The 20465-nt window shown below is 71.9% G+C and carries 16 protein-coding genes; 8 read left to right on the top strand and 8 right to left on the bottom strand.

What is annotated here, in order from left to right:
• Positions 1-59: 59 nt before the first annotated feature.
• Positions 60-1169, top strand: a complete 1110-nt coding sequence (locus NMN56_RS10000; protein ID WP_274038826.1) for a cation diffusion facilitator family transporter — start codon at positions 60-62, stop codon at positions 1167-1169.
• 182 nt (positions 1170-1351) lie between these two features.
• On the opposite strand, the gene NMN56_RS09995 is transcribed toward NMN56_RS10000, so the two are convergent.
• Both NMN56_RS09995 and NMN56_RS09990 read right to left on the bottom strand, forming a co-directional pair.
• A complete protein-coding gene (locus NMN56_RS09995) occupies positions 1352-2650 on the bottom strand; it encodes a GDSL-type esterase/lipase family protein (RefSeq protein WP_274038825.1) in 1299 nt (432 codons plus the stop codon).
• Positions 2651-2736: 86 nt separating this feature from the next.
• Entirely contained in the window at positions 2737-4212 is a 1476-nt protein-coding gene (locus NMN56_RS09990; RefSeq protein WP_274038824.1) for an FAD-binding oxidoreductase, read from the bottom strand.
• A gap of 335 nt (positions 4213-4547) precedes the next feature.
• On the opposite strand from NMN56_RS09990, the gene NMN56_RS09985 reads away from it, so the two are divergent.
• The 3 genes from NMN56_RS09985 to NMN56_RS09975 all read left to right on the top strand — a co-directional run bounded on the left by NMN56_RS09985 (position 4548) and on the right by NMN56_RS09975 (position 7550).
• Positions 4548-5477: an ArsR/SmtB family transcription factor gene (locus NMN56_RS09985; protein WP_274038823.1), complete on the top strand. Its 930-nt coding sequence runs from the start codon at positions 4548-4550 to the stop codon at positions 5475-5477.
• A 130-nt stretch (positions 5478-5607) separates the two neighbouring features.
• Positions 5608-6309 carry a class I SAM-dependent DNA methyltransferase gene (locus NMN56_RS09980; protein ID WP_274038822.1) on the top strand — a complete coding sequence of 234 codons (702 nt, stop codon included), beginning with the start codon at positions 5608-5610 and terminating at the stop codon, positions 6307-6309.
• A 227-nt stretch (positions 6310-6536) separates the two neighbouring features.
• On the top strand, positions 6537-7550 hold the full coding sequence (locus tag NMN56_RS09975) for an aldo/keto reductase (protein WP_430542514.1): 1014 nt from the start codon (positions 6537-6539) through the stop codon (positions 7548-7550).
• On the opposite strand, the gene NMN56_RS09970 is transcribed toward NMN56_RS09975, so the two are convergent.
• A complete protein-coding gene (locus NMN56_RS09970; RefSeq protein ID WP_274038821.1) occupies positions 7514-8863 on the bottom strand; it encodes an acyltransferase family protein in 1350 nt (449 codons plus the stop codon). The two genes, NMN56_RS09975 and NMN56_RS09970, sit on opposite strands and share 37 nt — an antisense overlap.
• Positions 8864-8968: 105 nt before the next feature.
• On the opposite strand from NMN56_RS09970, the gene NMN56_RS09965 reads away from it, so the two are divergent.
• On the top strand, positions 8969-10036 hold the full coding sequence (locus tag NMN56_RS09965; RefSeq protein WP_274038820.1) for a DUF6461 domain-containing protein: 1068 nt from the start codon (positions 8969-8971) through the stop codon (positions 10034-10036).
• An 18-nt stretch (positions 10037-10054) separates the two neighbouring features.
• Here NMN56_RS09965 and NMN56_RS09960 read toward each other — a convergent pair whose 3' ends face one another.
• Positions 10055-10621 (bottom strand): histidine phosphatase family protein, encoded by a 567-nt coding sequence (locus NMN56_RS09960; RefSeq protein ID WP_274038819.1) that lies wholly within the window; start codon positions 10619-10621, stop codon positions 10055-10057.
• 148 nt (positions 10622-10769) lie between these two features.
• Complete coding sequence (locus tag NMN56_RS09955; RefSeq protein ID WP_274038818.1) at positions 10770-12227, bottom strand: aminotransferase-like domain-containing protein; 1458 nt, start codon at positions 12225-12227, stop codon at positions 10770-10772.
• Here NMN56_RS09955 and NMN56_RS09950 point away from each other — a divergent pair.
• From NMN56_RS09950 to NMN56_RS09940, 3 genes are all read left to right on the top strand, one after another.
• Entirely contained in the window at positions 12226-13302 is a 1077-nt protein-coding gene (locus NMN56_RS09950; RefSeq protein WP_274038817.1) for a DMT family transporter, read from the top strand. The two genes, NMN56_RS09955 and NMN56_RS09950, sit on opposite strands and share 2 nt — an antisense overlap.
• Before the next feature lie 116 nt (positions 13303-13418).
• Complete coding sequence (locus NMN56_RS09945) at positions 13419-13610, top strand: DUF1918 domain-containing protein (RefSeq protein WP_274038816.1); 192 nt, start codon at positions 13419-13421, stop codon at positions 13608-13610.
• 153 nt (positions 13611-13763) lie between these two features.
• A complete protein-coding gene (locus tag NMN56_RS09940) occupies positions 13764-14636 on the top strand; it encodes a 3-hydroxybutyryl-CoA dehydrogenase (protein WP_274038815.1) in 873 nt (290 codons plus the stop codon).
• Positions 14637-14843: 207 nt separating this feature from the next.
• On the opposite strand, the gene NMN56_RS09935 is transcribed toward NMN56_RS09940, so the two are convergent.
• From NMN56_RS09935 to pheS, 3 genes are all read right to left on the bottom strand, one after another.
• On the bottom strand, positions 14844-16325 hold the full coding sequence (locus NMN56_RS09935; RefSeq protein WP_280842582.1) for an MFS transporter: 1482 nt from the start codon (positions 16323-16325) through the stop codon (positions 14844-14846).
• A gap of 342 nt (positions 16326-16667) precedes the next feature.
• The gene (gene pheT, locus NMN56_RS09930) at positions 16668-19247 is read right to left on the bottom strand and encodes a phenylalanine--tRNA ligase subunit beta (RefSeq protein ID WP_274038813.1); all 2580 of its coding nucleotides are present in this window, start codon (positions 19245-19247) and stop codon (positions 16668-16670) included.
• Positions 19247-20392 carry a phenylalanine--tRNA ligase subunit alpha gene (pheS, locus tag NMN56_RS09925; protein WP_274038812.1) on the bottom strand — a complete coding sequence of 382 codons (1146 nt, stop codon included), beginning with the start codon at positions 20390-20392 and terminating at the stop codon, positions 19247-19249. Before pheS ends, pheT begins: the two co-directional genes overlap by 1 nt.
• Between the last annotated feature and the right edge of the window lie 73 nt (positions 20393-20465).

The following is a 20465-nucleotide window of genomic DNA, read 5'->3' as shown; positions in this document are numbered from 1 at the left end:
CGTGTCCACCACGACCACCGCGGACGCCGCCCCCGCTCGCACCGGCACGAGGAGGAACGATGGTCCAGCACGCGCACGGTTCTCCCGACCAGCACCCTGGTTCTCCTGGGCACCCGCACGGTTCTCCCGCGCATCGCCACAGGAGCGGCACAGGGCAGCACGGCGACGCCGGGCGCCTGGCCCGCGTACGGCACCGGTTGGGCCATGTGCTGAGGCCGCACTCGCACGAGTCCACCGCCAAGGTCGACGCGGCGCTGGAGTCCTCGGCAAGGGGGATGCGGGCGCTGTGGGTGTCGCTGGCCGTGCTGGGGGTGACCGCGCTCGCCCAGGCGGTGATCGTGGTCCTCTCCGGTTCGGTCGCGCTGCTCGGCGACACGGTGCACAACGCGGCCGACGCGCTGACCGCCGTTCCGCTGGGGATCGCCTTCGTCCTGGGCCGCCGCGCTGCCACCCGCCGCTTCACCTACGGCTACGGGAGGGCAGAGGACCTGGCGGGCATCGTGATCGTGGCCACCATCGCCGCCTCGGCGCTCTTCGCCGCCTGGACAGCGGTCGACAGGCTGCTCAACCCGCGCGAGATGCAACACCTTTGGGTGGTGGCCGCCGCGGCCGTAGTCGGCTTCGCCGGGAACGAGTGGGTGGCCCGCTACCGCACGCGCGTCGGACGCGAGATCGGGTCGGCCGCCCTGGTCGCCGACGGACTGCACGCGCGTACCGACGGCTACACCTCACTCGCCGTCCTGCTCAGCGCCGGTGGCGCGGCGCTCGGCTGGCCCCTGGCCGACCCGATCGTGGGCCTGCTGATCACCGCGGCGATCCTGTTCGTCCTCCGGGACGCGGCCCGCGAGGTGTTCCGGCGCGTGCTGGACGCCATCGACCCCGCGCTGGTCGACACCGCCGAGGCGGCCCTGCGCACCGTTCCCGGCGTTCGGGAGGTGGGCGAGCTGCGGCTGCGCTGGATCGGCCACCGGCTGCGCGCCGAGGTCGCCATCGTGGTCGACGGCCGGTTGACCGTACGGGCCGGGCACCAGGTCGCCGTCGAGGCCGAACACGCGCTGCTGCACGCCGTGCCCAAGCTGACCGCAGCACATATCCACGCCGACGCGGCCCCCGACGAAGGACAGCCGGACCCGCACCACCTCCTGACCCACCACACCGCCCTCGCCTGAGGCGCGGACGGCGACCGCACAACGGCTACCTGTACGGATAGCCCTGTTACCGGTACGGACAGCCCGGTGGAGCGCGCCGGGAGGGCCGCTGCAGGAGCCGGTACGGGAGGGCCGCTACAGGAGCCGGTACAGGAGGCTCGGGCAGCGCACTTCGTGGGAGGCGGCGGGCGCGGGCGCGCTTCTCAGTCGGGCCCGGCCGCGAAGGGTCCGCCGGCGCCGAAGGCCAGGGCGGCGAAGCGCTCGCCCATGCGGCGGTGCGCGGCGGCCTCCGGGTGGAGCTGGTCGGGCATCGGCAGTTCGGCGAAGTCGGCCTCGCCGTACAGCTCGCGGCCGTCGAGGTAGTGCAGGTGCGGATCATCGGCTCGCCGCTGCTCCACGATGCGGGCCAGCTCGTCCCGGATGACGTTCAGCGTCAGCTTCCCCACCGCACGCTCGGCGGGGTCACCCGAGGCCAAGAACCGGAGCTGTCCCTCGCTGAGAGCGTCGAAGTCCGGAACGACAGGGCCAGGGGTGTCCTCGTGTATGGGGCACAGGATGGGCGAGACGACCAGCAGCGGAACGGTGGGGTGACCCTCGCGCAGGGTGTCGAGGAAACCGTGTACCGCGGGGCCGAAGGCACGCTCACGCATCAGGTCTCTGTTGACCAGGTTGATGCCGAGCTTGACGCTGATCAGGTCGGCGGGGGTGTCGCGCATGGCGCGGGCGGTGAACGGATCGAGCACGGCGCCGCCGCCCATCCCCAGGTTGGTCAGTTCCACGCCGCCGGACGACGCCGCCAGCGCGGGCCAGGTGGTGCTGGGGCTCGCGGCGTTGGAGCCGTGGCTGATCGAACTTCCGTGGTGCAGCCACCGCTTGAGACCCGCGTCCGGTACGGGTTCGACGGGCGCATCGGTGCGCAGCGCGATCAACTCGGTGATCTCGGTGTGCGGCAGCCAGATCTCCACGTCCTTGACGCGGTCCGGAAGGCCGGGGAACCGGACGGTGCCCGCCGGCCCCCGCCGGCTCCCGGTGGAGCCGGTGGCGATGTCCGTCCACAGCACATTGCCGCCCGGCACACTGGCCTGCCCGGCCAGGGCGCCGTCGACGATCAGGTCGTACAGGCCGTCGGGACGGGGTGGGGCTCCCTCGTAGACGCTCTGGGTGCGCAGCGCCTCCAGCTCGACAACCGTGGCCCGGGTACGGAACACCAGCCGCACGCCCGCCGATTGGGCCTCCGCCATGGCCAGCTGCCCGTCGGCGCACTGGGCACGTGCCCACGCGGGCAGCCGGTGCGGCAGCACTCCGTGCTCGGTGTGTTCGAGTTCGAGCGCACCGCGCAGGAGATCCGCCGTGAGAGGCGTGGTGATCCAATCCACCTCCGAACGCGTGCCGGAGGGGCCGGGGGTGGACGGGCCCGGGGTGGACGGGCCCGGAGCGGAGGAGCCCGAAGCGGACGGGCCCGGAGCGGAGGAGCCCGGGGAGGAGTCATGTTGCGCGTTCATGATCTCAGCCTGTCACCCGGACCCATGGCTGCACACGGGCTTCCCCCGGTCCGTGCTTGTCCGGGCCGGCATGGCATGGCCCGTACTCATCCCGGCCCGCCCGGCCGGATGTTGTGGTTGACGCGGAAGACGTTTCCGGGGTCGTACCGCTGCTTGAGACGTACGAGGCGGGCATGGTCGCCGGGCGCGTAGGCGGTCGCGACGATTCCGGGCGCCGACTGGTCGGGGCCGCTGAAGTTGAGGAACGCGGCGCCCGCGCCCCACGGGCGCATCTTCTCGAACAGGGCGAGCTGGGCCGCGCGTTCCTCCTCACCGGGCCCCGTACCCGAGTAGAGGGTGAACTCCGCTTCCCGGGCGCCGACCGCCGAAGGCACACGCGGAACGCGCCCGTACGCGCCCCCGTGGTGCCGGAGTTCGACGATGTACGGCGCACCCGCCGAAGGCCCCGCGAGGGAGAGCAGCGCCTCGGCGCCCGCACGGTCGAGCGGCCCGAGCGTGGTGGCGCGGTCGAACGCGGAGTACGGCTCCTCCGTGGGTTCGTGGTGGACGGTGCCGATCGCGGAGTACGGCGTCTCGGCGACGGTGTCGAGCAGCCGGGGCCCCACGCCGCGCAGCGGTGCGACCAGCCGCTCGCCCTCGTCGCGCGGGCCGGTGTGCGCGACACGTACGTGGGTGACGAAGTGGCCGCGCAGGGGCGCGGGCGAGGAGGGATGGTCGGGGTAGCGGATGAGCAGCACCGAGGAGGACATCTCCTCGGGTACCTTGCGCGTCCACTCGACGTAGGTACGCAGGGCCTCGGGCCCGTGTGAAGCGTCGAAGTAGAGACCGCCGCCGTAGAACCTGGCGACGGGGAACAGGTCGGTCTCCATGGCCACGACGACCCCGAAGTTGCCCTTGCCCCCGCGCAGCGCCCAGAACAGATCCGGGTCGTCGGCAGCCGTCACATGGCGCGTACGGCCGTCGGCGGTCACGACATCGAGGCTGCGCACGTGGTCGGCCGCATAGCCGAAGCGGCGGCCGAGCAGCCCCACGCCCCCGCCGAGCGTGTAGCCGACCGCGCCGACGGCGGGGCTGGACCCGTTGAGCGGCGCGAGGCCGTGCGGGGTCGTACGCGCGAGCACGTCACGCCAGCGTGCCCCCGCGCCGACCACGCAGATACGCGCCTCCGGGTCGACCCGTACGGCGTCCATGCGCCGGGTGGTGATCAGCACATGACCGCTCGCGGCGACGGAGGGGCCGTGCCCCGTGGCCATCACGGAGACGGCACGCCCCGTGCCGACGGCATACCGCACGGCGGCGGCGACGTCCTCAGCGCACGCGGCACCCACGACGAGCGCCGGCCGCTGGACGACCGCGCGGTTGAGCGGGGCGACCTCGGCCTCGTACCCCGCGTCCCCCGGCTCGTACGCGGGACCAGTGAGGCCGGAGAGGCCGGAAGGTCGGGACACGTCGGAGGGGTCGGACACGTCGGAGGGGCCGGCCACGTCAGGACGGCGCGACGCGGCGGAGCGGCGAGGGCGGTCGGAAGGGTGGGGGCCGGGGCGGTCGGAAGGGTGGTTCATGGGGGCAGACCGTAGGCCGCCGTGCCCGCGCCCGTCTTGAACGAATCGGCCCCCGGCACCGAGGCCGGCCGACCTCAGCGACCGGCTCCACGACCGAAGCCGCGGCCGACCCCCGCGACCGGCTCCACGGCCGGCACGCGCCCGACCCCGGCGACCGACCCCCGCGACCGACCCCCGACCGACTCCGGCGACCGACTTCGCCGACCCCACGCCGCCTCGTGAATCCCCAGCGGCGGCCCCCCATCCATGCAGGTCAGGGCCTCGCATTGACATGCAGCCGCGTGGCTGCCTAAATTTAACGCAGCCAGATGGCTGCATTTCGGGGACGGCGAGGCATGGACGAGGTATTCAAGGCGTTGGCGGACGCGAACAGGCGCAGGCTGCTCGACAGCCTGAACGCCCGTGACGGGCAGACCCTGCGCGAGCTGTGCGCCGGGCTGGACATGGCACGGCAGTCCGTCAGCAAGCACCTGGCGATCCTGGAGGCGGCCCAGCTCGTGACGACCGTATGGCGGGGCCGCGAGAAGCTGCACCATCTCAACGCCGTACCGATCAACGCCATCGCCGACCGCTGGATCAGCCAGTACGACCGCGAACGCGCGCGAGCGCTCGCCGACCTCAAGGCGGCGCTGGAGGAGGAACCGATGTCGCACGAGCCCACACAGGACACACAGACCACACGGACCGGCCAGGACACCCAGGACACCCAAGGCGCCCCGGGTGCGCGCGAGGCGGAGGCGGGCAGTACGAGGGGCGGAGCCGAGGCGCCCGCCTTCGTGTACACGACGTACATCCGGACCACGCCCGAGCGCCTGTGGCAGGCACTCACCGATCCGGCGTTCACCCGGCTCTACTGGGGCGTCAGCTTCGCCTCGGACTGGGTACCGGGCGCGAAGGTCACCTGGGAGCAGGAGGGGGTGACCATCGACGACCCCGAGCAGGTGGTCCTGGCCTCCGAGCCGCCCCGCCGCCTGTCCTACACCTGGCACACGATGACGCCGGAGTTCGCGCGCTCGGTCGGGCTGGACGACGAGGTGTATCTGAAGCTGTCCTCGGAACGCCGCTCGAAGGTGACGTTCGACCTCGAACCCGTTGGCCGCCTGGTCAAACTGACCGTGACCCACGAGGGCTTCGAGCCAGGAAGCACCGTGCGCGAGATGGTCGGCGAGGGCTGGCCGCGCATCCTGTCGGACCTGAAGACCCTGCTGGAGACCGGCGGGACGCTGACGGCCGACGGCCTCCCCACCGAGGGCGAACAGGGCTGACCTGCCCGTCCCCGCCCCCGGTCCTGGACCCGGACTCCGACCAGGACCCGACCCCCGACCCGACCCCCGACCCCCGCTCCCCGGGAAAACCGATCGCCGTACGCGCCCGGCGGCGGTGATACTCGCCCGCATGCTGGATTTCTCTGATTTCGACGCTCGCGGCTACCGCACCGTGGATGTGGCCACCGGTTACGGACGCTGGGTGGGCACATACGAGGAGACGGTCGAGGACGCGATGGACCTCGCGCTCCTGGACGAGTTGACCGTGCCCCAGTGGGGCGGGGTGCGTCGCGCGGCCGACCTCGGATGCGGCACGGGGCGCACGGCGGCCTGGCTGCGGCAGCAGGGCGTCGGCGCGATCGACGGCGTCGACCTCACGCCCGAGATGCTGGAGGTGGCACGGTCCAAGGGCCGGCACGACAGGCTGTTCGAGGGCGACGTTCGGGACACGGGTCTGGAGGCCGGTGCGTACGACCTGGTGATCGCCTCGCTCATCGACGAGCACCTGCCGGAGCTGCGGCCCTTCTACGACGAGGCGTGGAAGCTGGCGGCTCCGGGCGCCGCGTGTGTGGTCGTCGCCTTCCACCCGCACTTCATCATGACCTCGGGCATGCCCACGCACTTCACCGACGAGGCGGGCGAGCACATCGCCATCAGCACACATGTGCACCTGCTCAGCGACCATGTGACGGCGGGGATCGGCGCGGGATGGCGGCTCGCGGAGATGCGCGAGGGCCTCATCGACGAGCGCTGGCTCGCGCTGAAGCCGAAGTGGGAGAAGTACCGCAACCACCCGATCTCGGCGGCGCTGGTATGGCGTAAGGACAGCTGAACCGCACGGGACACAGGCAGGGCACAGGACGCAGGGCACAGGGCTCAGAACCGCAGGGCACAGGACCGCAGAGCGCACGCAGACGCAGGGCACATGACCGCCCGACGCCGGACGCCGGGCGATCGAACACGCGGGACACGCGGGACCTACGGGGTGTACGGGGCGCGCACAAGGCACTTGGGGCATCCGCCCCGTTTGCGTTGGAGCGCACTCCAGCTCGTAGCGTCATGGACGTGACGAGCACTGGAGACATCCGCATGAACCTTCCCACCCGCCACCTGGGCGATCTGACCGTCTCAGGGCAGGGGCTCGGCTGCATGGGCATGAGCCACGCCTACGGTCCTGCGGACGACGAGACATCCGTCGCCACTGTGCACCGCGCCCTCGACCTCGGGGTCAGCCTGCTGGACACCTCCGACTTCTACGGCGCCGGCCACAACGAGGAGTTGGTCGGCCGCGCCGTCGCGGGCCGTCGGGACGAGGCCGTGATCGCCACCAAGTTCGGCTTCGCCAACAAGCTCGGCGAGCCGACCCGCATCCGGGGCGACGCGGCCTACGTTCGGCAGGCGTGCGAGGCATCGCTGCGGCGGCTCGGTACGGACCACATCGACCTCTACTACCAGCACCGCGTGGACCCCGATGTGCCCATCGAGGAGACCGTGGGCGCGATGGCCGAGCTGGTCGCCGAGGGCAAGGTGCGCTTCCTGGGCCTGTCGGAGGCGAGCGCGCACACCGTCCGCAGGGCGCACGCCGTGCACCCGATCAGCGCGCTCCAGAGCGAGTGGTCGCTGTGGACACGGGAGCTGGAGGACGAGATCGCGCCGGTCTGCCGCGAACTGGGCGTCGGGCTCGTGCCGTTCTCGCCGCTGGGCCGGGGCTTCCTGACCGGGCGGTACACCTCGGTCGAGGACATGCCCGAGTCGGACATGCGCAGGGGTCAGCCCCGCTTCGCCGACGGCAACCTCTCGCGCAACCTCGCGATCGTCGCGCAGCTGGAGAAGCTGGCGGGCGAGCGCGGCGTGACGGCGGGGCAGCTGGCCCTGGCCTGGGTGCAGCACAGGGGCGAGGACGTGGTGCCGATCCCCGGCACCCGCAGGCAGAAGTACCTGGAGGAGAACGTGGCCGCGCTCGCCCTCGCCCTCTCCCCCGCCGAGCTGGCCGCGATCGAGGAGGCCGCGCCGCGCGGCGAGGTCGCCGGGACCCGTTACGACGAGGGCAGCCTCGCCTTCATCGACCGCTGAGGTCCCGGCGGTTCGGGCTCGGCGCGGGGCACGGGGCGCATGCCGAAGAGGAAGCGGGTGAGGCGCGTGCGGCGTACGAGCAGGTCGTACGCGAGGACCGTCAGCGTCAGCGAAGCGGCGACGATCACCGCGTACTTGACCGGCATCGGGGCCCGCAGGCCGACGACTCCGTAGGCGACGGCGACCACGATCGGCTGGTGCAGGACGTACAGCGGCAGGACGGCGGGGCCCAGGACGGCGTACAGCCTCCGGGCCCTGCCGTGCGCCGCCGGGCCGCCCACCGCTGAACCGCCCTCCGCCGCAGCGCTGTTCGCCGCCCCGCCCGCCACCGGGGCACGCCCCGTGTTCCCTTCCTCCGCCGTGCCGCCCTCGGCCTGCTCCTTCTCGCGGGCACGCCGCTGGGCCCTGCGGTCCAGCAGGCCGAGGATGGCGACGAGCCAGCACCAGCCCGCAGCCCCGTAGCCGGTGCGGGAGAGGGCCGCCAGCGGGGTCATGTCGGTGAACGGGTCGTCGGCCGCCATGAATCCGGGCAGGCAGGCGACGAAGAGGACCAGGCCGAAGACCAGGCCCCGTACCGCGTCGCGGCGCATGGCGGCGCGGTACCTGTCGTCGCAGGCGAGTACGAACCCGGAGCAGAAGAAGAGCAGATACGCCCAGCGGTGCCAGCCGCCGTATTCCTCCTCCAGGCCCACCAGCGCACAGAGCGCGGCGAACGCGAGCGCGGGCAGCAGCGAGGCGCCCCGGTGACGCTCGACGGCGGCGGCGACCCGTTCACCCAGCGCGCGCATCCGCTCGCGGGGCAGCCAGTGTGCCGGCGGCGCGAGCAGCAACGAGAAGGCGAGCAGCAGCACGACGAACCACAGGTGCCCGGTCTCGAAGTGCTCCCCCTGCACGACGAAAGGGAAGGCGCCCGGATCCAGACGCACGTCATAGAAGCGGGGCAGGAAGGCGACGTAGGACTCGTGGTGATCCGGTTCCGCCGCCCGCTCGCGCAGCCACTGCGGCAGCGGCAGAATCGTCAACTCCGCGAACAGCAGCGGCACTCCCAGCCTGAGCAGCCGCTCGCGTACGAACCCCGCGACACCACGCGCGCGCAGCGAGTACCGCGCGCCGAGCCCGGCCGCGAGGAACAGCATCGGCATCGCCCATACGACGCCAAGACCACCGACGATCATGGTCGCGTCCGTGGTCTGCGCGTTCTTCACGTAGTAGTCGTCGCGGCTGTCGAAGACCAGCGCCGAGTGGAAGAAGACCAGCCCCACGACCACCAGTGCGCGCAGCGCGTCCAGTTCACTTCGCCGTTCCCCCGCCATGACGTCTCCCCCATCGGCCTGTTCCCCCACCGGCTCACCGGACCTCCGACCCCGGGGCGGTCACCACCCTGCTCCCACAAGCCCGGGGAAGCCATACTCGTCGCCATGACTGACGGCACTGGTACGGACTACGAGGGACTTCTTGAGGAGTTGGGTCTGGACGAGGCCGCCTGTGTGACGGCGGTGACGGGAGCGACCGAGGCGGAAGTGATCCGGCTCTTCGGCGGCGACCCGGACCGCGCGCAGGCGCGCGTGCTCGACGAGGAGCTGGCGGAGGAGCTCCCCGACGACGACCTGGCCCATATCGCCGTGGCGAGGGCGGGTTCCGCCGTCGTCGTGGTGGAGTACAACGGCTTCCAGGGCTCGCGCGAGGAGGTGCTGCGCCCGCTGTCCCGGCTCGGTGGCCGTGCGGCCAGCGCGTACTGGAACATCGACGCGCTCTCCCGGCTCTCCCTGGCCGAGGACGGTTTCGTCCTCTCGGCCTTCGAGATGCTGATGCCGGAACACCGGCACGGAACGCACCCCGAGGCATGGGACCCGCATCTGTCAGGGCTCGCGCTGGGCGAGGGGTGGGGCGCGGGCCTGGCCGCTGTGGTACGCGCGACGGGCGCACGGCTGGACACCGCCTGGGCCCGTGGCACACACCTGGTCACCGCGATCGAGGAGGTACCGCGCGCGATGCTGCCACAGGCACTGGAGGACTCACCGCTCCTGGCGGAGGAGCCCTTCGCCGGCTACCTCGCACGCCTGGAGCCGGGAACGGTGCCGGAGATGGAACGGTACGGGGCCGAACTGGCCGCGCGGTACAACGAGTTGGCCGACGAAGCGCTGTGCACGCTCGCACTGGCCGTACTGGACGGCTGCGGTCCCCCCGAGGGCCGCGACTCCCTCCGCACCGAACTGGCGGCACGCGCCGCCGCAGCCCGCGCGCCAGGGCCCGGCGGCGAGGACCGGCGCGCCGCCGAGGTGTGGCAGACGCTCGGTGACCTGCTGGCTCGCGAGGCCGGGGCACGCGTCGAGGGACCGCCTCCGATGTTCCACCTCGTGGCGGCGATGACGCCCCGACCGGCGACGGAGACCGTTGCCCCGACCCCCGCTGCCATGGCGGCCCAGGACCGCTTCTGGCTGCTCCACGCCCTCTACGACGCCGCGAGACGGGGCACACCCGGCTGAGACCCGCACACGGCGAGGTCACTCCAGGCTCAGATGCCACTGGCCCGAGCACCCCGTGACGGTGAGGGCCGTGAGGGGACGCGCGTCGATGTGCCAGTACGCGTGGGGCGGCGCCTTGAGTACGTAGCAGAGCGCCGCCCGCAGCACGGACGGCTCGGTGATGCCCACCGCCCAGCCGCCGTCGGACACGGGACGGGTGTCGATCCAGCCACCGACACGCTGGATGAAGGTGAGCAGCGACTCACCCCCGTGCGGCGCCGCACGCGGATCGCTGAGCCACAGGTCAACGGCCTGCGGCTCACAGGCCGTGACCTCCTGGAGTGTCCGTCCACGCCAGCGCCCCATGTCGCAGTCGCGCAGGGCCGGTTGGGCAAGCGGCGTGAGACCGAGCACGCTGCCTGTCTCCCGGCACCGCGCCGACGGTGAGCAGTAGCGCAGCTCTGCAGCCGCCAGATGAGAGAGCGAGGGCACCCGCCTGAGCACCTCGTGCCAGCCGGCGGCGTCGAGCGGACGGTCGTCGTCGAAGCGCACATCGAGCAGCGAGGAACTGCGCGCGGCTGCCAGCAACGTAAGACGAACGTGCATCCCGTGATCGTAGAGCGACCAGCCCGTACGTTCGAGAGTCCGAGCGCCCCCAGGGCCCGAGGAGCGGGGGTCACCCCGTGAGGGGAGGGCGCCCCCACCCCGGAGCGAGGCCCCACAACGGCACACCCCGAACCCGGCGGGGGCCGCGCTACCCGGGCACCACGTCCTCGCAGGCCACCCGCAACCGCCGTACCCCCTCGACGATGTCACCCTCGGCGGCGGCGGGCGCAAAGGTGAGCCGCAGATGAGGCGCGGGCACCTCGGCAGCGAAGTACGGGCGCCCGGGAGCCACAGCGACCCCCGCACGCAGCGCGGCGGTGACGAGCGTCGTCTCGTCCGTACCGTCGGGAAGCCGCAGCCACAGGTGATAGCCCCCACGCGGCGCGTGCGCGAGAGGCAGTCCCGGCAGCTCACGCGCCATAGCGGCGCACATGACCTCACGGCGCGCGTGCAAAGCAGCGGCGACCGCACGCAGATGGCGGGGCCAGGCGGGCGCCCCCACAAGTTCGAGCGCCGCTTCCTGAAGCGGCCGGGGCACGAAGAAGCTGTCCACGATCTGCACGGCGCGCAGCCTCTCCAGCACCGGACCACGAGCCGCCAGCGCGCCCACCCGCATGCTCGCCGAGGCGGCCTTGGTCAATGAACACACGTGCACGACCACCCCGTCGGGGTCCTCGGCGCGCAGCGCAGCCGGCAGCGGGCCCGCGTCCTCGTGCGCCAGGTGCCGCGCGAAGTCGTCCTCGACCACAAAGGCACCCGCCTCCCGCGCGGCCCGCAGGACTTCGCGGCGGCGGTCGCCCGCGAGCACGGCGCCCGTGGGGTTCTGGAACAGCGGCTGGCACACGAACACACGGGCCCCGCTGGCCCTGAAGGCATCGGCGAGCAGATCGGGCCGCACCCCGTCGGTGTCCACGGGCACCGGTACGGGGCGCAGCCCGGAGGCGCGCGCCGCCGCGAGCATGCCGGGATAGGTGGGCGACTCCACGAGTACGGCGGCGCCGGGCGGAGCCAGCGCGCGCAGCGCGGTGGTGAGGGCGCTCTGCCCGCCGGCCGTGATGAGCACGTCGTTGGCGGCGACAGCGCCCCCGGGGCCGCCGATCTCGCGCGCGAACCAGCCGCGCAGCTCGGCGACCCCGTCGACGGGCGGGCGCCCCCAGGCCCCTGGACGGCGCCCCGCGCGGGCGAGCGCGGCGGAGAGCGCGCGTTCGGGCTGGAGGCTCGGCGGGAGGTAGCCGCCGTTGAGTTCGATGACGCCGGCCGGCGGGGAGTCCAGGGTGGCGAGCACGCCGCTGATGTCCACGCTGCGGGGCACCTGGTCGCCGGACGGATCGGCGCTGAGTGCCACCTCCTGCCACGAGGTGTCCCCGGCCGTACGGAGCGCGGTGTGCGCGGGCACCGCCTCCGCGCGGAAGGCGCCCGCTCCCGGCCGGGTCACGACCAGCCCCTCGGCGACGAGCGCGCCCAGGGCGCGGGAGACGGTGACGGGGCTGACCCGGAACCGCTCCACCAGGGAGCGACTCGACGGGAGCTTCTCCCCCGGTGAGTAGCGGTCCAGCTCTCCCCGCAGGGAAGCGGCCAGTTCAGCCACACTGCTACGCTCTGACATGAGAGCACACGATAGCGCTACTGCGCACGGCGCGATAGCGGCCCCGGCCACAGCCGCACCCCCCGCCTCCGGCACGGAAGCGGCACCGGCCACGCCAGAAGCCCTCCCCGCACGGAACGCGGCACCGGCCGGCACCACGACGGCCACAGACCCGGACGCCCGTACGGCGCACACGGAGCGGGCCTCCCCCACGGAACGGCCCGCGTCCACCACCCCGGCCGCGCGGCCCGGCGTCCTGCTCGCCGTCCTCGGCGTCGCCTTCTTCTCCCTCACCTTCCCCGCGACGGCCTGGGCGCTGGAGGGCTTCGGGCCCTGGTCGGCGACCGCGCTGCGGGTCCTGCTCGCCGGGCTGGTCGCGGGCGGTGCGCTCGCCGTACTGCGCAGGCCGCTTCCCGCCAGGCGGCACTGGGTGGGCCTGGCCATCGCCGCCTCCGGGGTGGTGATCGGCTTCCCGCTGCTGACCACGCTGGCACTCCAGACCTCGACCACAGCGCACGCGGCCGTCGTCGTCGGGCTGCTGCCGCTGACCACCGCCGTCTACTCCACGCTGCGCGGCGGCTCCCGGCCCTCCCGGCTCTTCTGGGTCGCGGCGCTCGCGGGCGCCGCCGTTGTGGTCGCCTTCGCGCTCCAGCAGAGCGGCGGTACGCCCACGCGGGGCGACCTCTACCTGTGCGGCGCGCTGCTGCTGTGCGCCGCCGCATACGCGGAGGGCGGCCGGCTGGCGCGGGAGATGCCGGCACTGGATGTGATCGGCTGGGCCCTGGTGGCCTGTCTGCCGCTGGCCGCCGTGGGCTCCGTGATCGCGCTGCTGCACGAGTCTGTGCAGCTCACGGCGCACTCCGTGACCGGGCTGCTGTGGAACGCGGTGGGCTCGCAGTTCCTCGGCCTGCTCTTCTGGTACCGCGCGATGGGCCTGGCCGGAGTGGCCCGTACGAGCCAGGTGCAGCTGAGCCAGCCGCTCCTCACCCTGGTGTGGTCCGTACTGCTGCTCGGCGAGCACCTCTCCCCCGCCGCGCCCGCCGCCGCTGTCGCGGTGCTGGTGTGCATCGCGGTCGTCCAGCGCACCCGTGCCTGAACCTCTCCGATCGGGCCCGCACACCGTAGAATCGTGCCCGGACCGAACGCCTTTACGGCACGGACAGACGGCATGGCTATGCCGACATCGCACCTGCGAACAGGAGGGCTCTCCTGATGCGAGCGAACACGGGCGACCGCCTGCTGATGCACGGACGGGTCGTGGGCCAACACGACAGGGTGGCGGAAATCGTCGAGGTGCTGGGCACCAACGGCGAGCCTCCGTACCGCGTACGTTTCGACGACGGCCACGAGGCGGTGCTGTCCCCTGGCCCCGACTCCGTCGTCCAGCGCCCCGAACGGGCCTGAAGCGGGTCCCACGCATTCGTGACCTTTCGCACCCGCCCGCCGTCCGCCGTTCCCTCACAGGTAACGTCGGGCGGCAAAGCGGCACGCCCCGACGTCACCAACGGCCCGGGACCTGTCCGCTGGGGACCCCGGAAGATCAGCGAAAGGCACGAGGTGACGGACTCTGTAGCCGACGTCAAACGCGTCGGAGTCGTGGGCTGTGGCCAAATGGGTGCGGGTATCGCGGAGGTGTGCGCGCGGGCCGGACTGGATGTGATGGTCGCGGAGACCACGGGCGAGGCCCTGGAACTCGGCCGTACCAGGCTCGCCAACTCGCTCGGCAAGGCCGCCGAACGGGGCAAGATCACTCAGGAGGAGTGCGACACCACCCTGGAGCGGCTGACCTTCACCACCGATCTGGGGGACTTCTCCGACCGTGACCTCGTCATCGAGGCCGTGATCGAGAACGAACAGGTCAAGACCGAGATCTTCCAGGTGCTCGACCAGGTCGTGACCCGGCCCGACGCCATCCTGGCGTCCAACACCTCATCCATCCCGCTGGTGAAGCTGGCCGTCGCGACCTCGCGGCCCGACCAGGTCATCGGCATCCACTTCTTCAACCCGGCACCGATACAGCGCCTGGTCGAGCTGATTCCGGCGCTCACCACCGGCGAGGAGACCATCAAGCGCGCCGAGGCCGTGGTCGGCGGGATCCTGGGCAAGCACACGATCCGCGCCCAGGACCGCTCAGGCTTTGTCGTCAACGCACTGCTGATCCCCTACCTGCTCTCCGCGATCCGGATGTTCGAGTCGGGCATCGCCAGCCGCGAAGACATCGACAACGGCATGGAGTTGGGCTGCGCGCACCCCATGGGCCCGCTCAAGCTCTCCGACCTCATCGGCCTCGACACGGTCGCCTCGGTCGCCGACTCCATGTACGACGAGTTCAAGGAACCCCTCTACGCCGCTCCCCCACTGCTCCAGCGGATGGTCGACGCGGGCCGCCTCGGCCGCAAGGCCGGCGCGGGCTTCTACTCGTACGACTGACCGCGACCCCACGGCACAGCGGCACCACGGAAACACAGCACCGCGGCACCACAGGAATACGGAAACACAGAAACAGCACCCCCGGCCGCCGCCCGACAGCGCGGCCGGCGGAACGGCGAAGGCCGCCACCGGAGTTGCCGGTGGCGGCCTTCGCCTCAATGGCTGACGACGGCATCGGGTGCCTGTTCATGGTCCCGGGCGCCCGGCTCACACCGGTCTCGTCCCCGCCGGGGGTGTGTCGTCGTCGGTCTTCTTGAGCCTCTTCACGGTGTCCTGGGTCGCGCTCTTGACCGAGTTCCGTACGACCGAGAGCGGTTTGGCGACGGATTCGAGGGGCCTGCGCTCGGCGTCGACTCCCAGGAACACCGCCGCGAGTCCCCCCAGGATCATGATCGCGGCCCCGACGAGAAACCCGATGAACAGGCGGCTCCTGTCGGTGCCGTCGCCGATCAGCCAGCCGTAGAGATAAGGCCCCGAGGCGCCGGCCGCCTGGCCGATGGCGAAGAAGAGCGCGATCGACTTGCCCCGCACCTCCAGCGGGAAGATCTCACCGGCCGTCAGATAGCCGGATGAGGCGCCCGCCGAGGCGAAGAAAAAGATCACGCACCAGGCCACGGTCTGTGTGAGGGCCGTCAGCACCCCGAACTGGAACAGCGTCGCGGTCACCGCCAGCGCACACCCCGAGAACAGATAGGTGCCCGCGATCATGCACCGGCGCCCGACGATGTCGAACAGCGGCCCGAGCACGATCGGCCCCGCGAGGTTGCCTGCGGCGAACGCCATCAGATACATCGGAGCCCGCTCGTCGGCGACCCCGTAGAACTTGGTCAGCACCAGCGTGTACGTGAAGAAGATCGCGTTGTAGAGGAACGACTGCGTGATCATCAGCGAGGACGCCAGCACGGCACGCTGCGGATACTGCTTGAACAGCACCCGCAGCAGCGTCAGATACGTGGAGTGCTCGGTCTCGCGGATCTCGATGGCCTGGCGCTGGTCCACGCGCGGCAGCGTCCCGCCGTGCTTGAGCACCGCCTGCTCGATCCTCGCGATGGCCTCCTCGGCCTCTTTCTCCCGCCCGTTCATGATCAGCCAGCGGGGACTCTCGGGAAGATGACGGCGTACGAACAGGACGGAGACGCCCAGCACCGGGCCGAGCAGAAAACCGATCCGCCAGGCGATCGACTCGTCGAAGGTGCTCAGGATGTACAGCTCGGCGACCGTACCGACGATGGCGCCGGCCCAGTACGTGCCGTTGACCAGGAGGTCGACCCGGCCTCTGAAGCGCGCGGGCATCATCTCCTGGATCGCCGAGTTGATCGCCGCGTACTCCCCTCCGATTCCCATGCCCGCGACGAAGCGCGTCATGTAGAGGTACGCGTCCCACCCTGGCCCCTGGCCGAAGGTGAAGGCCGTGAGGCCACTGCCGAAGAGATAGACGGCGAAGGTCAGCAGGAAGAGCTTTCTGCGCCCGAACCTGTCGGCCATGCGCCCGAAGTACAGGGCCCCCGTCACCTGCCCGATGAGGTAGACGGTGGCGATCAGGCCCGCCTCGCTGGAGCTCAGCCCCAAGGTGTTCTCATGCGTGAGCACCGAGGTCACCGAGCTGGCGACGGTGATCTCCAGCCCATCCAGGATCCACGCGCATCCCAGGGCCGCGATCATCTTGGTGTGGAACCCGGACCACGGCATACGGTCGATCCGCGCGGGGATCAGGCTACGGATAGGGGCGTTCGTCGTACGGTCTGAGGAATCTGCTGCCACCCCGTCACCCGTATCCACCTCCACCTCACGTAAGGGCGACCGCGCCCCCCTCTCACCCGAAAGCATGAGCATCGGCCGCCCGCTGCGCGGCTCGTCCGTGCCGGTGCTCGCTCCGACGTGCGAGCCCCGGCACCACGTCCGGCGACGTGACCGGAGACGTTCCCCCGCGGCTCCGCGCACACACGTACATGGGGCCGGACGCGCGTGAGGGGCACCCGTGTGTGACGGGTGCCCCTCAGGGGATGTCGCGGCGCGTGGGGCGAGGGGCCGTCAGGCGCCGCGCAGCACGGCGCCCGTGCGTTCGACAGCGCTGGCGACGGCGGCGTCCCTGGCGGCCGAAGCCTCCTCGGCCTTGAGCGTACGGTCGCTCGCGCGGAACCGCAGCGCGTAGGCCAGCGACTTCCTGCCCGCACCGAGCTGCTCGCCGGTGAAGACGTCGAACAGCCGCAGGGATTCGAGGAGTTCGCCGGCGCCGGCGCGCAGCGCGCTCTCCACGGTCGCGGCCGGAACGGAGGCGTCCACCACCAGCGCCACGTCCTGGGTGGCCACCGGGAAGGTGGACACGTGCGGCGCCCGCACCCGTCCGGTACCCGCGCGCTCGACCAGGTCGAGGTCCAGCTCCATCGCGCACGTCCGCTCGGGCAGACCGAGCGCCTTCAGGGCGCGCGGGTGCAGCTCACCCGCGTGCCCGACGAGGGTACGGGTGCCGTCCACGTCCGCGTAGAACGCGGCGCACCTTCCCGGGTGCCAGGGCGCGAACCGGGCGCTCTCGACGGCGAGTTCGGCCCCCGCCTCGCGGGCGACCGTACGCGCGGCCTCGATCGCGTCGGCCCACTCGGCCTGCCGGCCGCTGCCCCACCAGCCGGCCTGCTCGCGGGCGCCCGCGAGGACGGCGGCGATGTGCCGGGGCTGGGCCGGCAGCGCCTCGTCGAGCGAGGCGAGCTGGTCAGCCGTCGGACGGCCGTCCACGGGCAGCCGCGGCGGCGTCTTCTCGTTGCCTGTCGGCAGGAAGACGAGCCCGGTCTCGAAGAGCGCCAGGTCCTGGCTGCCGCGTCCGACGTTGCGGCGCAGCGCGCTCAGCAGCCCGGGCAGCAGGGTGGTGCGCAGGCCCGGCTCCTCGTCGGAGAGCGGGTTGACGAGCTGGAGCGTACGGCGGCGCGCGTCGCCGCTGTCCAGCCCGAACGCGTCGAAGACGGCGTCACCGACGAACGGGTACGACAGCGCCTCGACATGGCCCGCACCCGCCAGGGCCCTGCCCACACGGCGGTGCAGCCGCTGCCGCTCGGTCAGGCCACGGCCCGGGAGCGGGCGGGGCAGCGTGGAGGGCAGGTTCTCGTAGCCCTCCAGCCTGATGACCTCTTCGGCCAGGTCGTTCGGGTCCGTGAGGTCGGGCCGCCACGACGGCACGGTCACGGTCAGCTCGTCCGGCCCGGCAGCCGCCCGGCCACCACCGCCCATGGACGCGCTCCGCGCGACATCCCCGTAGACGTCGCAGCCCACCTGCTGGAGGCGGCGTGCGACGGTCTCGCGGCCGTAGGTGACACCCGCGACCTTGTCCGGGTGGTCGGCCGGGATACGGATGGTGTGCGGGCCCGAGGGCGTCCTGATCTCGGTGACGCCGGCCTCGGGCGTGCCGCCCGCGAGCAGCACCAGCAGGTCGACGGTGCGCTGCGCCGCCGCTGCCGTCGCCTCGGGGTCGACACCGCGCTCGAAGCGGCGGGACGCCTCCGAGGAGAGCTTGTGCCTGCGTGCCGTGCGGGCGACGGAGACCGAGGAGAAGTGCGCGGCCTCGATCACGACATCGGTGGTGCCTGTGACCTCGCCGGACTGCGGGTCGGCTGTGACGTCGGCGATCTCGGTGTTGGCACCGCCCATGACGCCCGCCATGCCGATGGGCCCGCGGTTGTCGGTGATGACGAGGTCCTCGGCGTCCAGGACACGGTCGGAGCCGTCCAGGGTCGTGAGCTTCTCGCCCTGCTCGGCACGGCGTACCCCGATGGGCCCGTCGATGCGGGAGCGGTCGTAGGCGTGCAGCGGCTGACCCAGTTCCAGCATCACGTAGTTGGTGATGTCGACGGGCAGCGAGACCGGACGCATCCCGGCCTTCTGGAGCCTGCGCCGCAGCCAGATCGGCGAGTGCGCCTCGGGGCGCAGCCCCGTGACGGTACGGGCCGTGAACCGGTCGCAGCCGATCGGGTCGGCCACCTTGACGATGTAGCCGTACGAGTTCGGCGAGGGCACGTCCAGCAGCGCGGGGTCGCGCAGCGGCAGGCCGTAGGCGGTGGCCGTCTCGCGCGCGAGGCCGCGCATCGAGAGGCAGTAGCCGCGGTCGGGTGTGACGGCGATGTCGAGGACCTCGTCCACGAGTTCGAGCAGCTCGATCGCGTCGGTGCCGACCTCGTACTCGGGCGGCAGGACCATGATCCCGTCGTGGTCCTCGCCCATGCCCAGCTCACGCTCGGAGCAGATCATGCCCTCGGAGACATGGCCGTAGGTCTTCCGCGCGCCGACCTCGAAGCCGCCCGGCAGCACGGCACCCGGCAGGACGACGACGACCTTGTCGCCGACGGCGAAGTTGGTGGCGCCGCAGATGACGTTCTGCGGCTCGCCCGGACGTGTCCCGGCCGTGCCCACGTCCAACTGGCAGTAGCGAATGGGCTTCTTGAACCCGGTCAGCTCCTCGATGGCGAGGACCTTGCCGACGACGAGCGGGCCCTTGAGCCCGGCACCGGTCTGCTCGACGGTCTCGACCTCAAGGCCGGCCGCGATCAGCCGGTCGGCCACATCGCGTCCTGACTCGGCGGCCGGCAGGTCCACGTACTCCCGGAGCCACGAAAGCGGGGCCCGCATCAGATCTCCATCCCGAACGGCCGGGTGAAGCGCGCGTCACCCTCGACCATGTCTCGCATGTCCTCGACGTTGTGGCGGAACATCAGCATCCGTTCGATGCCGAAGCCGAAGGCGAACCCGCTGTAGCGCTCCGGGTCGACACCGCAGGCGGTCAGCACCCGCGGGTTGACCATGCCGCAGCCGCCCAGCTCGATCCAGCCCTCGCTGCCGCAGGTGCGGCAGGGGTTGGCCGGGTCACCGACGGACTTGCCCCGGCACACGAAGCACACCATGTCCATCTCGGCCGACGGCTCGGTGAAGGGGAAGTACGAGGGCCGCAGCCGGGTGCCGAGCCCCTCGCCGAAGAGCGCCCCGACCATGTGATCGAGCGTGCCCTTGAGGTCGGCCATGGTCAGCCCCTCGTCGATGGCGAGCAGCTCGACCTGGGTGAAGACCGGGGTGTGGGTGGCGTCCAGCTCGTCGGTGCGGTACACGCGGCCGGGGCAGATGACGTAGACAGGCAGCTCACGGGCGAGCAGCGAACGGATCTGCACGGGCGAGGTGTGCGTACGCAGTACGACCCCGCTGTCGTCCCCTGACCCGCTCCCCGCGGCGCCCTGGTCTTCCTGGCCCCGTACGAAGAACGTGTCCTGCATGGAGCGCGCCGGGTGGTCGGGGTCGAGGTTGAGTGCGTCGAAGTTGAACCACTCCGCCTCGGCCTCCGGGCCCTCGGCGACCTCGTAGCCCATGGCGACGAAGATGTCCTCGATGCGCTCGGAGAGCGTGGTCATCGGATGGCGGGCGCCGGACGGCACACGGTCGTAGGGCAGCGTGACGTCCACTGCCTCCTCGACCAGTACGCGCTCGTCGCGCTCCCGCTCCAGCTCTTCCTGCCGGGCCTTGAGTGCCTTGTTCACCGCGCCCCGCGCCTGGCCGACGCGCTTGCCCGCGTCCGCCTTGGCCTGCGGGGGGAGCGCGCCGATCTCGCGGTTGGCGAGGGCGAGCGGGGAACGGTCGCCCGCGTGGGCCACCTTCACCTCGCGCAACGCTTCGAGATCGCCGGCAGCGGCGATGGCGGCGAGCGCCTCGTCCCTGGCCCGGTCGATCTCTTCCGGTTTCAGTGCCTCGACCTCGACAGGGTCGTACGACTTATTGGGTGCCGACATGTCTTCCCGTGTTTCCGATTGGCCCCCAGCTCTCGCTGGGAGGTGCCCCCTGGCTGCGCTCTGTACCCCACGG

This window comes from Streptomyces iconiensis (genome assembly GCF_028657195.3).
GTDB lineage: Bacteria > Actinomycetota > Actinomycetes > Streptomycetales > Streptomycetaceae > Streptomyces > Streptomyces iconiensis.
The sequence above is the reverse complement of the archived record's forward strand: the minus strand, read 5'-3'. Positions and strand labels throughout refer to the sequence as shown.

Excerpts from the sequence above, each read along its gene's own strand:
- NMN56_RS10000 (WP_274038826.1), top strand. The coding sequence starts at position 60 with ATGGTCCAGCACGCGCACGGTTCTCCCGACCAGCACCCTGGTTCTCCT.
- NMN56_RS09995 (WP_274038825.1), bottom strand. The coding sequence starts at position 2,650 with ATGAACGCGCAACATGACTCCTCCCCGGGCTCCTCCGCTCCGGGCCCG.
- NMN56_RS09990 (WP_274038824.1), bottom strand. The coding sequence starts at position 4,212 with ATGAACCACCCTTCCGACCGCCCCGGCCCCCACCCTTCCGACCGCCCT.
- NMN56_RS09985 (WP_274038823.1), top strand. The coding sequence starts at position 4,548 with ATGGACGAGGTATTCAAGGCGTTGGCGGACGCGAACAGGCGCAGGCTG.
- NMN56_RS09980 (WP_274038822.1), top strand. The coding sequence starts at position 5,608 with ATGCTGGATTTCTCTGATTTCGACGCTCGCGGCTACCGCACCGTGGAT.
- NMN56_RS09975 (WP_430542514.1), top strand. The coding sequence starts at position 6,537 with ATGGACGTGACGAGCACTGGAGACATCCGCATGAACCTTCCCACCCGC.
- NMN56_RS09970 (WP_274038821.1), bottom strand. The coding sequence starts at position 8,863 with ATGGCGGGGGAACGGCGAAGTGAACTGGACGCGCTGCGCGCACTGGTG.
- NMN56_RS09965 (WP_274038820.1), top strand. The coding sequence starts at position 8,969 with ATGACTGACGGCACTGGTACGGACTACGAGGGACTTCTTGAGGAGTTG.
- NMN56_RS09960 (WP_274038819.1), bottom strand. The coding sequence starts at position 10,621 with ATGCACGTTCGTCTTACGTTGCTGGCAGCCGCGCGCAGTTCCTCGCTG.
- NMN56_RS09950 (WP_274038817.1), top strand. The coding sequence starts at position 12,226 with ATGAGAGCACACGATAGCGCTACTGCGCACGGCGCGATAGCGGCCCCG.
- NMN56_RS09955 (WP_274038818.1), bottom strand. The coding sequence starts at position 12,227 with ATGTCAGAGCGTAGCAGTGTGGCTGAACTGGCCGCTTCCCTGCGGGGA.
- NMN56_RS09945 (WP_274038816.1), top strand. The coding sequence starts at position 13,419 with ATGCGAGCGAACACGGGCGACCGCCTGCTGATGCACGGACGGGTCGTG.
- NMN56_RS09935 (WP_280842582.1), bottom strand. The coding sequence starts at position 16,325 with ATGCCGTGGTCCGGGTTCCACACCAAGATGATCGCGGCCCTGGGATGC.
- pheT (WP_274038813.1), bottom strand. The coding sequence starts at position 19,247 with ATGCGGGCCCCGCTTTCGTGGCTCCGGGAGTACGTGGACCTGCCGGCC.
- pheS (WP_274038812.1), bottom strand. The coding sequence starts at position 20,392 with ATGTCGGCACCCAATAAGTCGTACGACCCTGTCGAGGTCGAGGCACTG.